Origin of the sequence: Altererythrobacter lutimaris (assembly GCF_013371495.1) — a bacterium.
GTDB lineage: Bacteria > Pseudomonadota > Alphaproteobacteria > Sphingomonadales > Sphingomonadaceae > Erythrobacter > Erythrobacter lutimaris_A.
Genome location: NZ_JABWTA010000001.1, coordinates 681451 through 694790 on the forward strand (window position 1 = coordinate 681451; position 13340 = coordinate 694790).

General features: G+C 58.1%; 11 protein-coding genes. 5 read left to right on the top strand and 6 right to left on the bottom strand.

The annotated features are described in order from the left end of the window. Positions 1-10: 10 nt before the first annotated feature. Positions 11-1537: an acyl-CoA ligase (AMP-forming), exosortase A system-associated gene (locus HUO12_RS03305; protein WP_176272248.1), complete on the top strand. Its 1527-nt coding sequence runs from the start codon at positions 11-13 to the stop codon at positions 1535-1537. Continuing rightward, a complete protein-coding gene (locus HUO12_RS03310; RefSeq protein WP_176272249.1) occupies positions 1534-2766 on the top strand; it encodes a pyridoxal-dependent decarboxylase, exosortase A system-associated in 1233 nt (410 codons plus the stop codon). Before HUO12_RS03305 ends, HUO12_RS03310 begins: the two co-directional genes overlap by 4 nt. Here HUO12_RS03310 and zapE read toward each other — a convergent pair. The 3 genes from zapE to HUO12_RS03325 are packed head-to-tail and all read right to left on the bottom strand — an operon-like array spanning position 2758 to position 5143. Further along, positions 2758-3879 (bottom strand): cell division protein ZapE, encoded by a 1122-nt coding sequence (gene zapE, locus HUO12_RS03315; protein WP_176272250.1) that lies wholly within the window; start codon positions 3877-3879, stop codon positions 2758-2760. The genes HUO12_RS03310 and zapE overlap by 9 nt on opposite strands. Positions 3880-3888: 9 nt before the next feature. Next, positions 3889-4350 (bottom strand): PaaI family thioesterase, encoded by a 462-nt coding sequence (locus tag HUO12_RS03320; RefSeq protein WP_176272251.1) that lies wholly within the window; start codon positions 4348-4350, stop codon positions 3889-3891. Between the two features lie 10 nt (positions 4351-4360). Then, complete coding sequence (locus tag HUO12_RS03325) at positions 4361-5143, bottom strand: succinate dehydrogenase iron-sulfur subunit (RefSeq protein WP_176272252.1); 783 nt, start codon at positions 5141-5143, stop codon at positions 4361-4363. A gap of 294 nt (positions 5144-5437) precedes the next feature. Between HUO12_RS03325 and HUO12_RS03330 the strand changes: the two genes are divergently transcribed. Then, entirely contained in the window at positions 5438-6172 is a 735-nt protein-coding gene (locus tag HUO12_RS03330; RefSeq protein ID WP_176272253.1) for an SDR family NAD(P)-dependent oxidoreductase, read from the top strand. On the opposite strand, the gene HUO12_RS03335 is transcribed toward HUO12_RS03330, so the two are convergent. Both HUO12_RS03335 and HUO12_RS03340 read right to left on the bottom strand, forming a co-directional pair. Further along, positions 6169-7464 carry a sugar-transfer associated ATP-grasp domain-containing protein gene (locus HUO12_RS03335; protein WP_176272254.1) on the bottom strand — a complete coding sequence of 432 codons (1296 nt, stop codon included), beginning with the start codon at positions 7462-7464 and terminating at the stop codon, positions 6169-6171. The genes HUO12_RS03330 and HUO12_RS03335 overlap by 4 nt on opposite strands. Next, on the bottom strand, positions 7457-8524 hold the full coding sequence (locus tag HUO12_RS03340; protein WP_176272255.1) for a D-alanine--D-alanine ligase family protein: 1068 nt from the start codon (positions 8522-8524) through the stop codon (positions 7457-7459). Before HUO12_RS03340 ends, HUO12_RS03335 begins: the two co-directional genes overlap by 8 nt. 111 nt (positions 8525-8635) lie before the next feature. Between HUO12_RS03340 and HUO12_RS03345 the strand changes: the two genes are divergently transcribed. Next, the gene (locus tag HUO12_RS03345; protein WP_176272256.1) at positions 8636-9271 is read left to right on the top strand and encodes a class I SAM-dependent methyltransferase; all 636 of its coding nucleotides are present in this window, start codon (positions 8636-8638) and stop codon (positions 9269-9271) included. 94 nt (positions 9272-9365) lie between these two features. Here the strand turns inward: HUO12_RS03345 and HUO12_RS03350 are convergent, their stop codons facing one another. Next, the gene (locus tag HUO12_RS03350; protein WP_176272257.1) at positions 9366-12017 is read right to left on the bottom strand and encodes an Rne/Rng family ribonuclease; all 2652 of its coding nucleotides are present in this window, start codon (positions 12015-12017) and stop codon (positions 9366-9368) included. Between the two features lie 424 nt (positions 12018-12441). On the opposite strand from HUO12_RS03350, the gene HUO12_RS03355 reads away from it, so the two are divergent. Continuing rightward, positions 12442-13320 (top strand): N-acetylmuramoyl-L-alanine amidase family protein, encoded by an 879-nt coding sequence (locus HUO12_RS03355; protein WP_176272258.1) that lies wholly within the window; start codon positions 12442-12444, stop codon positions 13318-13320. Positions 13321-13340 lie beyond the last annotated feature (20 nt).

Sequence of the window (13340 nt, forward strand, 5' to 3'; positions counted from 1 at the left end):
TCCTGCTCAAATGCCCGGCCTGCTCGACCCGACCCCGTATCCGCTTGATCACCTGACAGAGCGCGGTCCGCGTGACGCTCCCGCACTGGTGATGAAGCGCGAGACGCTTACACATGAAGAGCTTGCAGGCCGGGTCGGCAAACTCGCCGCCTGGCTCAAGGAGCAAGTGCCAGAGAAAGGCGCGCGGGTTGCCAGTTGGGATGCGAAAGGGGAGCTTACCTGCCTGCTTCCGCTTGCGGCTCCTCGGGCAGGGCTCGTGCATGTGCCAATCAATCCGCTGCTGAAACGCGCGCAAGCTGCGCATATCCTGTCGGACAGCGGTGCGAACATGCTCATTGCCAATAAGGGACGATTGAACAGCCTTGATGTCGAGGATATTCCATCGGGTTGTGAGACTTGGCTTGAGGCCGAGGCACTCGAGGCTGCCTATGCCCAAGCGGAGGCTTTGCCAGCAAGCGATGCCGATCCAGATGACATCGCTGCGATCCTTTACACCAGCGGGTCGACCGGCAGGCCCAAAGGTGTTGTCCTCAGCCATGCCAATCTGTGGCTCGGCGCTGTCAGTGTCGCGCACTACCTCAAGCTTGCTGAGGATGATGTGACGCTTGGGGTTTTGCCGCTCTCTTTCGATTATGGCCAGAACCAGCTGCTTTCGACCTGGTATGCAGGCGGCAGCGTTGCGCCGCTCAATTATCTGCTCGCACATGACGTCATGAAGGCATGCGCAAAGCATTCGATTACCACACTGGCCGCGGTCCCGCCTTTATGGGTTCAACTCACCGAGCTCGATTGGACGGAAGATGCGGTTGCTGGCATGCGCCGTATGACCAATTCAGGTGGCGTTTTGACCCGCGATCTTGTGCGCGACCTGCGCCGCATCTTTCCGCAAGCGGACCTCTACCCGATGTATGGCCTGACGGAGGCGTTTCGGTCTACCTATCTCGATCCATCGCTCGTCGATGAGCATCCCACGTCTATAGGCCGCGCCATCCCATTCGCCGAGATCATGGTCATCGATGAGAATGGAGCGGTCGCACAGGCCGGCGAAGAAGGCGAGCTCGTCCATTGCGGGCCACTGGTGGCGCAAGGCTATTGGCAGGATCCCGAGCGGACAGCGCGCCGGTTCAAGCCTGCGCCAGTGGCAAGCGAATATGGCGGAATGGCGGTATGGTCGGGCGACAGCGTCAAGCGGGAAGCGAATGGCTTACTCTATTTCGTCGCGCGGCGCGATGCGATGATTAAAAGTGCTGGCAACCGCATTAGCCCGCAAGAGGTGGAAGAGGGCGCACTTGCAAGCGGCTTGGTGGCTGAGGCGGTCGCTCTGGGCTTGCCGGACGAACGCTTGGGGCATGCCGTCCATCTTGTCGTGCGCGCCGAGCCCGATGCAGTGGATTTTGAGATAGGCCTGCCTAAGTTTCTCGCCAAGGAGCTGCCCAATTTCATGCAACCGGCTGAGATTCATTGGAAAGAGAAAATGCCGCTTAATCCCAATGGCAAGATTGACCGCACGGCATTGCTGCGGGAGCTTTCAGCATGAAACCCAAGGCGCTAGGGCCCGTTCCTGAAGGTTTTGCCGCCATCGATGGCGAGCTGGCGGTTGCAGGACGCAAGGTTAGCGAGTTGGTTAACGAAGCAGGCCGAACACCGCTTTTTGTGTACTCGCGCGAACGCTTGAATGCACGTGTCGCCGCGTTGCGCGACGCTTTGCCTGAGCGGATTGGGCTGAATTATGCAGTGAAGGCCAACCCGTTTGCTCCGGTTGTCCAGCACATGGAGCCGCTTGTGGACGGGTTTGATATCGCCTCCTCTGGCGAGCTTGCCTTGCTGGAGGAACTTGGGATCGATATGGCGCGAGTGAGCTTCGCGGGTCCCGGCAAACGCGATGACGAGCTGGAAGCGGCAGTGCGCGCTGGCGTCACTCTCAATTGCGAAAGCGAAGGCGAAGCGGAGCGAACGCTATCGATTGGTGAGCGTCTCGGCATCACGCCGCGTATGGCGATCCGGGTTAATCCGGATTTCGAGCTCAAGGGCTCAGGCATGAAAATGGGGGGAGGGGCTAAACCCTTCGGTATCGATGCGGACCGTGTGCCAGCGCTCGCAAAGCGCCTGATAGAAGCCGGTGTTCAGTGGCGCGGGCTTCACATCTTTACGGGCAGTCAGGCCCTCGGTGCTGAGGCTGTTATCGAAGCGCAGGCCAATGTGCTGGAACTCGCCGCAAGACTCAGCGAAGCTATCGGCGCACCTCTGCCCAAGCTCAACATGGGTGGCGGCTTTGGCATTCCGTATTTCCCCGGCGACGAGCCGCTTGACCTGGGCGCTGTCGCGTCAGCGCTTGCAGAGCGGATGGCGAAGCTACCTTCGATCCTCGCGGAAACCGAGCTTTGTCTAGAACTTGGGCGCTATCTGGTGGGTGAAGCGGGTGTCTATTTGACCCGTATTGTCGATCGCAAGGAAAGCCACGGCGTCACATATTTCGTGACCGATGGTGGGCTGCATCACCAGCTCGCGGCCTCAGGCAATTTCGGCACAGTGGTTCGCCGCAATTATCCGCTCGCGATTGCCACTCGGTTTGGTGCTGAACCGGAAGAGATTGCGAACGTCGTTGGCTGCCTTTGCACTCCGCTGGACAGGCTGGCTGACAAGGCTGAGCTACCACGCGCGGAAGTTGGCGATATCGTCGCGGTGTTCTGTGCAGGCGCCTATGGAGCGACGGCGTCGCCTGCAAATTTCCTTGGGCATGGGCCTGCGGAAGAAATGCTAGTCTGATGCGGCCGTTTCCGCGACACCATGGCCCAGCGCCATATATTCCGCGCTCTGCATTTCCTTCAACCGACTGACGGTGCGGGCAAACTCGAAGCTGCCATCGCCAGCAGTGTAGAGCTCTTCCGGCTCAGCCTGAGCGGTCACAAACAGCTTGACCCGCATTTCATAGAGCGCATCGATCAGCTTGGTAAAGCGGATCGCTTCGTTGCGGTTTTCCGGCCCCATCAGAGGGATGCCGACAAGGATGACAGTGTGATAACTGCGCGCAATCGCCAGATAGTCTGACGCGCCACGGTTCTCCTGGCACAGCTTCTTGAAACTGAAGACTGCAACGCCTTTGAGGCTCTTCGGGACATGCAGCGTTCGCCCGCCGCCCAGATCAAGCTCTGCGCTCGGTACATTGGCAGCATCCTGTGGATCATAGTCGGTCAGACGGAAGAAGGCCTCGCGCGCCCTTGCAGTTGCTTCATCGCCGAAAGGCGCGTTCCAGTTGCCGATCCCGCCGAGCCGCTCAAGCCGATAATCGACCGGGCCATCGAGCGGAACGATATCGAGCTGTTCCTCGACCAGCGTAATGAAGGGTAGGAAGAGCGATCGGTTAAGCCCGTCCTTGTAAAGATCCTGCGGCGGCCGGTTGCTGGTTGTGACGACAGTGACGCCTTGTTCAAGGATGAGCGCCGTGAACAGCCGCGCCATGATCGCCGCATCAGCCGTGTTCGTGACCACCATTTCGTCGAAGGCAAGGCACCGCACATCTGCCGCGATCCTTGCAGCGACTTTCGCCACCGGATCACCCGGATCACTCTGGCGCGCCTCGCGCAGCATCTGATCCACTTCCAGCATAAACGCATGGAAGTGCACGCGGCGCTTTTCAGGAATACCAAGCGTTTCGACAAACAGGTCCATCAGCATGGACTTGCCGCGCCCGACGCCGCCCCACATGTAAATGCCGCGCGGGCTCTTGGCTTTGCGACCGAAGAATTGGCCCATCAGTCCGCCGGGTTTCCCGCGCTCCAGCTCGCGCTGTAGATGCGTGAGCCGAACCGCTGCCCGCCTCTGGTCGGCATCCTCACGCAGCTCGCCCGCCGCGATCAGCCTTTCATAGCGTGCGAGCATGGCGCCCGATCACCCTTGTTCGCGCGGAACGAACTTGCGGATGATGCCGCTGTAAGCAGCAACACGGTCATCATCCTGCACCACTTCGCCGCGCACGAATACGAGTTTGCCTGTTTCGCGCATGATCTCCGTCACCGCATCGAGCGGACGCTTGGGATCACCGCCGCCAATGAACTGCGTCGAAAGCTCGAGCGTGACAGACGGCCCCGCATTGCCCGTGCCCACCACATGCATCGTCGTGAACATGGAGATGTCGATCAGGCCAAGCGTCACAGCGCCATGGATGATGCCTTGCAAATTCTCATGCTTGCGCTCTGGAAACATGCGCAAACGGCACTTTTCACCTTCACGCCGCGTGATGAGTTTTCCCATCACAGCACCGTTGAACAGCGTCTCGTCCTTCAGATTCCAGTGATGCCAGCCCGGGTTGTCCGGGTCCGGCTTGTGGTCGAACACATCGTCGCTAAGCACCGGGCCAAGCTCAGATCTGGCGTTCAGCCATCATCTTCTTGGTTTCTGCGATCGCTTTGGCGGGGCTGAGGCCCTTGGGACACACATTCGCGCAGTTCATGATTGTGTGGCAGCGATACAGGCGGAATGGGTCTTCCAGTTGATCGAGGCGCTCACCGGTCATTTCATCGCGACTATCCGCAAGCCAGCGATAGGCCTGAAGCAAGATTGCCGGGCCCAGGAACTTGTCGGAATTCCACCAGTAAGACGGGCAGCTTGTCGAGCAGCACGCGCACAGAATGCACTCGTAAAGCCCATCCAGCTTCTCGCGCTGCTCAGGCGTCTGCAAACGCTCCTTGCCGCTCGGCGTCGGACTGACGGTTTGCAGCCAAGGGCGGATTGAGGCGTATTGCGCATAGAAGTGCGTGAAGTCCGGCACGAGGTCCTTGATTACGTCCATGTGCGGCAGCGGCGTGATACGAATTTCGCCGCCAAGGTCTTCAATCGCTGTGGTGCAAGCAAGACCGTTTTTGCCGTTCATGTTCATCGAGCACGAACCGCAAATGCCTTCACGGCAGGAACGACGGAAAGTCAGCGTCGGATCAATCTCGTTCTTGATCTTGAACAGCGCGTCGAGAACCATCGGACCGCAATTATCGAGATCAATCTCGAACTTGTCGTAGCGGGGATTCTTGCCGCTATCGGGATCGAAGCGGTAAATCTTGAACGTCTTGGTACGTTTCGCACCCTCAGCTTTGTACGTCTTGCCGTCCTTACGGATCTTGGAATTAGCAGGAAGCGTAAAAGTAGCCATGGCAGTTGTGAATCCCGTTTTGGTTTGTGAACCTATCTAACGTGTCCGACACATGAGGCAAGGCGGGTTTGTTGAGAGCTTTGCCCGCTGTGTTGCTCGGGTCGCAAGTGCCTTCGCCCTTGAGCGAAATCGAATTCCAACAAAGTTGACAAAGTTGACACCTGTCAAATTGGCCGAATCGGCCTCAAACCCGCAGAGTTCTGCTGTTCTTGGTCCTTCCAACAAAGTTGACACATTTCCTATTTTTTCAAAACTCCATGGAACCTTGCGACTGTCCCATGGCTTTAGTCCGGCATGGACAATGTAGGAAACTGGCCACAGATTTGTGCTGTCTTCGGCGCCAGCGGCGGGATCGGTGCTGCTCTTTGCGAAGCGCTGGTAGAGCGCGGCGCAAAGCGGGTCTATGCCGGGTCGCGATCGGGCTGCGCTCCGCCTCATATGGCCATCACGCCATTCGCGTTTGATCTGACCGACGAAGCAAGCATTCAGTCTGCAGCCGATATGATGAAATCCGAGCCACCTCAGCTTGTTATCGTTGCAACAGGTGTGTTGACTTTGCCTGACGGAACCGGACCGGAGCGCAGCTTTAAGCGGCTTGATCCCGCCGCAATGGAACAAGTTCTGCGGCTCAACACGATTGGCCCAGCGCTGATTGCCAAACACTTGCTGCCGCTGTTTCCGCGCGAGGGAAGAGCGGTCTTTGCAGCGTTGTCCGCTCGGGTTGGTTCCATTAGCGATAACCGGATTGGCGGATGGCACAGCTACCGCGCGAGTAAGGCGGCGCTCAACATGCTGGTGCGCAATTGGTCGATTGAACTTGGGAGGACGCACAAGCAAGCGGTCGTCGTCTCGCTTCACCCGGGAACTGTCGACACCAGCTTGAGCGAGCCGTTTCAGTCCAATCTACCTGACGGCCAGCTGACGCCGCCTAATGAGGCTGCTGCGAACTTGCTCTCTGTGATTGCTGGCCTCGGTCCTCAAGACACAGGCTTCCAGTTCGACTGGAAAGGCGAACGGGTTCCCGACTAGTTCGCGGCGACGGCAAGAGGATCGCGCCCTGCGCGGCGCTCTGCCAGATGCCAGGCAATCAATTCACCATAGCGCGTCTCGCCGAGACCTTTGCCGTTCGCACGCTGCGCGACGATCATGCAGGGTTTTCCATTGCCTTCAACGATCATGGGGCCCTTCGTGGTTGGCGCGATATCCCATCCGACCAGCGCATATTGCCGGAAGTGTTTGTCATGAGCGCTCAAGACGAGCTCGCGCGTCATATCCCAGCTCTCGAGGCTGCGCCCGGTAATCTGCGCATCTGTGACAGGGTGCTTGTCAAATTCACCGACTCCGCGACCGCGGCATCCTCTGCCCAAAACGCCCGTTTGCGGGTCAATCGGCGCCATCAGCCCGCCCGACTTGATGTTGTCGACACGCGTGTCTGGATCAGACGGAAAGCGCAGGACAGAAGTCACAATCTCAGGCTTGCCATGCTCGTTGAGCATCGTTGTTACCCTCATCGTCGGCAAGGCTGAAAGCGCAAGGCCATCGAGCTCTGGCGACGCGATCAGCCGTTCCTGAACGATCCACTCGCCTTTGCGGCCTTCGCAATGCTGTTCGATCCAACGCGCAAAGACTTCTAGGTCGCCACGCGCCTCCTGGGGAACTTCGGCCAACTCCACTCCGTCGCCGCCTTCACCGTCGTTCGGTTTTACGATCACGCCATCCGCATCGGGCAGCGAAACGGGAGTTGCGCGGCCATCGCTGAAATAGCCATGCAGCATAGGCGTCGAGAGACCCCGATCGAGGCAGAACAGGTAGAAATCGATCTTGTTGGCGAGCAGACAGTCACGGGTCCAATTTGCCGGATTGAAGCGCCGGTTGAGGTCGCTGTGTTCGAACCGTCGCAAGAACAGGTCCATCTCTTCGGGCTTCTCGATCCGGAAAAGGGCAAGATCGTTGGGGTCGACGAACCGCTTGCGAGCGATGGCTTTTGCTTGCGTCGCCCAACCATCGGGCATCTTGTAACGCTTCGCCACTTGCTTTGTACGTAAGCCAAGCCAGGCATGGAAGCCGCTGAACGTCAGGATATTTACTAGCTTTCTCAGCGGGCCCTGTGACTCTTCGATATGCCGGTAGTGTTCATTGAGAAAGGCGGAACCGGTCGCACGCGTTAAACCTGGAAAGAGCGGAAATTTCTTCTTCGCATGATACCACCAGCCCAATGGAATATCGCGTTCTTCCGCCCCGATAGCGCGGCGTTCTGCGAGTAATTGGGAGATTTCTTCGCGTACGGTCTCGTCCTGCCGCTCCGCAAGCGCCTCAGACATTGATAGCGGCTCCGCCTGTTTCCTTGGGATCCGTGTTGAGCGCCATCATCGTGCGGTCCGCTTTGATCACGCCCTGACGATCCATGCTTGATGCTACAATGTGCTCGATCAATTGATGGTGCGAAAGGCCAGCGATCTGCGCCGCGCCAGACACCGTTTTTTTCGACCATAGATTGCAGGAAACGTTCACTTCCATGAACAAAACTTCACCGGTTTCCGGCGTGTAGCGGAACTCGAACCGGCCATAATCAAACGGCCATAGTTCCGGCAGCATGGCGCGGACTTGCTCGCGGATCTTGCGGGTCATGGTTGGCTTGCTCATTGCGACGAGCCGTTCTTTGGGACCATCGGTCAGCCCGCGTTTCTCTTCGTAAGAGCGGAAATTTCCTTCATCACCCGGCATTTCAAAGCGCATGGTGGAAAGCAGGATTGGTTCATCCCCGCCCAGCACAGGAACCACGACGTCATATGCGCCTTCATAGCGTTCGATGATCACATCGTGGCCTTCTTCATGAAGCGCCTTGATGTCTTTCTTGGCCTGCGACCAGGTGGCAGGCATAGTGATGCCCCAGCTCGCCGAGGAAGCGTTTGGCTTTACGACAAGGCGCTCATAGGCCCAGTCAGGCTCGTGCGGGAAGGGTGCACCGATACGCGCGATCATCCATGGAGCCACAGGAACACCACGAGCAGCGGCGGCGGTTTTCATCAGATGCTTGTCGTCTGCGAGACCGCGAACGATGGGTGAAGCCCCCAAAAACGGCAGGCCAATGCGTTTTGCCATTAACGGGCCCAGCATCTCGCTCATCGGGTAACCTGCTCTGTTCAAGAGAGTGAACAGGAAGTCGTGGCCCTGATGCTCGACCAGAGCGGGAAAGTCATTGGCGGGCGTAACATTCAGCCCGATATCCTGCAAAACCGTCAGGATTTCATGGTGATAGACCGCATGGTTGCCATCTTCTGCATGCGCTTTTCCGCCAGAAAGCGCGTGCTTGGCTAGAAACAGCACCTTCAAGTCCTGCTTCTTCGACTCAGGAATGGAGAAGATTGCGTGCTCGATCATGCCGAGGCTCATTGGGCCTAATTTGGCTAACTCGCAAGTCGGCGCTTTACCGCGACTGCGGAAACGTCTTAGACTACACGTGTGGACAGTCGGTTCGGATGGGAGGGGCCGATGGGATTGCAAAGCTGGTATGATGCGCATGTGATGCCGCGCATGGTGACTTTCGCCTGTGGTCAGGGTCAGGTCATGAAGCGGCGATCGTTTGTTGTGCCTTTGGCTCAAGGCAAGGTGCTGGAGCTTGGCTGCGGAGGCGGTCTCAATCAGCAATTCTATGATACCGATGCTGTAGCTGCATTCAGCGGCATAGATCCGCATGACGGCTTACTCGACGCAGCGCGCGCTGCGAGCGAGGCGAGGGGCTGGCACACTGACATCAAGCAAGGTGTCGGCGAAGAAATCCCTTTTCCTTCCAGCACTTTCGATACGGTTGTTTGCACCTATACGCTTTGCAGCGTGTCGGATCCGGCGAAGGTCCTGGCCGAAGTCCGCCGTGTTCTGAAACCCGGTGGACAGATGCTCTTCCTTGAACATGGCCGCGCGCCCGATGCCTCGGTTGCGAAGTGGCAAATGCGGGTTGAACCTGTCTGGAAGCGGCTCGCTGGCGGGTGCCATTTGACGCGTCCTGTGGGCGCTACACTGCGGGGTGCAGGCTTTGAGGTCGAGCCTATGGGCCAGGGCTATATGCCCAAAACACCGCGTATTGCCGGTTGGATGGAATGGGGCATTGCTCGCAAGGCCGGTGTGTAAAAAAGGCGCGATAAAGCTTTGACATATATAAGAAAGGGCTCAAATGCGATCTGCACCTGAGCCCTGTTCTTGATCTGATTGGCTGTTGAGCGAGTTACTTTTCCTCGCCGAACGTACGTTGCCACCAGCCACGACGAGGTTTGCCGTCATCGGCAGGTGCCTCTTCGGTATCTGAGGCGTCAGCATCCTTGGCGGCTGTTTCCTCAGCCGGCTCGTCTGCCTTTTTCTTGGCACGCGAAGTGCGCTTTGCCGCAGGCTTCTTGGCCGGCGCTTTCTTTGCAGGCTTCTTTTTGGGCGCTTCCTCTTCAGCAGAGTCCGCAGCTGCTTCTTCTGACGCTGCTTCTTCCGCTTCGGGCTTTTTCTTCGCCCGTGAAGCCCGCTTGCGTTTGGGCTTCTCTTCAGCCTTTTCTTCTGTTTCAGCCTCTGCGGCCATCGCTTCAGCTGTTTCCTGCGCATCATCAGGACCGGCAACGACCGGCATGTCTTCCTTGACCTGCTCAGCTACCTCATCGAGCTTCTCGGCATCTTCAGCCGTTACGCTCTCATCAGCCTTCTTGCGCCGCCCGCGACCGCCACGACTGCGACGCTTGCGCTTGGGCTTCTCGTCGCTTTCGTCTTCGTCGAATGAGGTTTCGTCCGATTTGTCTTCGTCCGAAGCCTCTTCATCGCCGTCTTCCGAACCTTCTTCGCGGCGCTTCTTGTTGCGACCGCGACCACCACGGCGGCGGCGGCGACGCTTTTTCTTCGGTGCGTCTTCGTCTTCGTCGCTGTCCTCTTCAGGAATGTCGTCATCATCTTCGTCGTCATCGACGATAGGTTCGAACTTAGGCGCTTCTGCTGGGCGAGGTCCGGCGCTCGACACGCTCATCTTCGCGCCTTCGTCTTCTCCCTCCGGAACGATCTCGACGGTCACGCCATAACGCTGCTCGATCTCGACGAGGTCAGCACGCTTTTCGTTGAGCATGTAGATCGCGGCCTCGGTACTTGCGGCGAGCTTGATCAGCGTACCTTTGCCCTTGGCTGCTTCATCTTCGATCAGGCGCAGAGCAGAAAGACCCGCAGAGGATGCGGTACGAACAAGGCCCGTGCCATCGCAATGCGGGCACTCGCGCGTGGTCGCTTCTAGCACACCGGTGCGCAGACGCTGACGGCTCATTTCCATCAGACCGAAGCCGGAAATGCGGCCGACCTGGATGCGCGCACGATCGTTCTTGAGCGCTTCTTTCATCGCCTTTTCGACTTTGCGGACATTGGAATTGTATTCCATGTCGATGAAGTCGATCACGACAAGACCGGCCATATCGCGCAGACGCAGCTGGCGAGCGATTTCGCGCGCTGCCTCAAGGTTCGTGTGAAGCGCGGTTTGCTCGATCCCGTGCTCTTTGGTTGAACGGCCCGAGTTGATGTCGATCGAAACCAGCGCTTCGGTCGGATTGATAATCAGATAGCCGCCCGACTTGAGCTGCACCATCGGGTCATACATCGCTCTCAGCTGGTCCTCTGCGCCATACCGCTGGAACAACGGGACTGGGTCAGAATAAGCTTTCACGCGTCGCGCATGGCTCGGCATGAGCATCTTCATGAAGGATTTGGCTGACTTATAGCCTTCCTCACCTTCAACCACGACTTCCTCAATCTCGCGATTATAAATGTCGCGGATTGCGCGTTTGATCAGATCGCTGTCCGAATGGATCAGTGACGGCGCAGTCGAGCCCAGCGTTGTTTGCCTTATGTCATCCCACAGCCGCGCAAGATAATCGAAGTCGCGTTTGATCTCCGTCTTGGTCCGGCTGAGGCCAGCAGTGCGGACAATCAAGCCCATGCTTTTTGGTAGCTTCAGGTCTGAGACGACCTGCTTCAAGCGCTTGCGGTCGCTGGAAGAGTTGATCTTCCGGCTGATGCCTCCGCCATGGCTGCTGTTCGGCATAAGCACGGTGTAGCGGCCGGCAAGGCTGAGATATGTCGTGAGCGCTGCGCCTTTATTGCCGCGCTCTTCCTTTACGACCTGCACGAGCAGCACCTGACGGCGCTGAATGACGTCCTGGATCTTGTAACGGCGACGCAGCGCCTGACGGCGTGCGCGAACTTCATCGACTTCCTTGGCGCGAGATTTGCCGCCGCCCTGGCGACGTCCGCGACCGCGACGACCGCGTCCACGACGCGCACCCTTCTTGGGCTTGTATTCGCTTTCGTCGCTGTCGTCATCAGAGGACTCTTCCTCAGACTCATCGCCCTCGGAGTCGTCCTCGTCTTCATCGTCTTCATCGCTATCGCCATCGACATGGCCTTCTTCGATAGTGGCGACTTTGTCTTTTTCAGACGTGTCGATCTCTTCCAGACCGTCTTCTGCAAGGTCTTCAGCAAGAGCTTCAGAGCTTTCATCTTCAGCGTCATATTCGTCGCCGGGTAGCTCGCCGCGCTCTTCTTCTTCAGCGCGAAGACGTGCTTCTTCTTCCGCCGCTTCTGCTTCCTCAGCGAGAAGCGCTTCGCGGTCTTCCTTCGGGATCTGATAATAATCAGGATGGATTTCGCCAAAGGCGAGAAAGCCATGCCGGTTGCCGCCGAAATCGACGAAAGCTGCTTGGAGGGAAGGTTCTACTCGCGTGACTTTCGCGAGGTAGATATTGCCTTTTATCTGTTTGTGTTCGGCCGACTCGAAATCAAATTCTTCGATCCGGTTGCCTTTGAGCACCGCCACCCGGGTCTCTTCCGAGTGGCGCGCATCGATTAGCATGCGCGTTGCCATGTATAATTCTCCAGGCGCTGGAGCAGCGCGGCAAAACCGCCTGTCGCGAGCGCACTAATATGGGAAACACCGGGGGCCGCAATTGGCGCCCGGCAAAAGTTGCAAAGCCCGCAGCGCCGGTGCGCTCGGGAAATTCATACGTGTCTGCATGCGAAAGAGGACCGTCTTGTACGGCGATCCGGCCCGATGCCGCACCATCGCGCCAGAAGCGCGGTTCGTGCTGGATCGGGGAGGAAACTCTTGTCACTGCATCAACCTGTTGTGAGGTTCGCTCTTAAAGGTGCAAACCGATCGAGTAGTACCGCCAGATCCGTTAAAAAACAGCATTCTGACCGATTACTCGGTGATAGCTTGCTAGCACCGTGGGTTTCATGCCGCAACCATATTGCGTTTCTCATGCGCAACAATCTAACCCGGTATCACGATGTCCTTGCGCACATTCCTAGCTGTTGTGATCTTGCTGCCGATCGTTCTGATTGGCGGATTGATGGCTTTGAACATCAAAGTTCCGGTGCCAGAGCTGGGACGCGATTATGTTGTGCGCGTTGCCTTGGGCGAGACCACTGAGATTGGCCTTCCTGATATTGCTGGGCCGAACGATCCAGATGCGCCGCTCGTGGTGATAGATGCCGGTCACGGTGGGCGCGATCCCGGAGCAGTGGGCGGTTCAACCAGCGCGCCCATCCGCGAGAAGGATGTTGTGCTTGGTATCGCTCTCAAACTGCGCGAGGAGCTGCTCGATCTGGGCGGCATCCGCGTGGCCCTCACAAGAGATGACGACAGTTTTCTCACTTTGAGCGAGCGGCCCAATCTGGCGCGCCGGATGAATGCCGATGTGTTCGTCTCCATCCATGCAGATAGCGCTGGCGAGGGGGCGGAAGCGGCAGGAGCCAGCATTTACACGCTTTCCCAGCGCGCCACCTCTGCAGCTGCCGCTCGGTTCGCCCGGCGGGAGAACGATGCGGACAGGCTCAACGGCTTGGAGCTTGAAGGTGAAGATGCAGATGTCAATGCGATCCTCGTCGAATTGTCTCAACGGCGCGCGAAAGAAGAGGCGCTTGAGCTGGCAAGTCTCATCCGGCGCGAAGGGCGAGGGCGCTTGGACTTTCATCCGCAAACCTTGCGAGGGGCCGATCTGGTCGTGTTGCGCACGCCAGACATGCCTTCCATCCTGTTTGAAGCGGGGTTTCTGACCAATCCGAATGAAGCGGAACGGTTGTCTTCAGAGGAAGGGCAAGAGGCAGCTGCGGAGAGCCTGGCGCGGGCCATTCAGGTCTATTTTGTCCGCCAAGGCCTCAACTGAACGTCGGTAAAGTGTCAGCG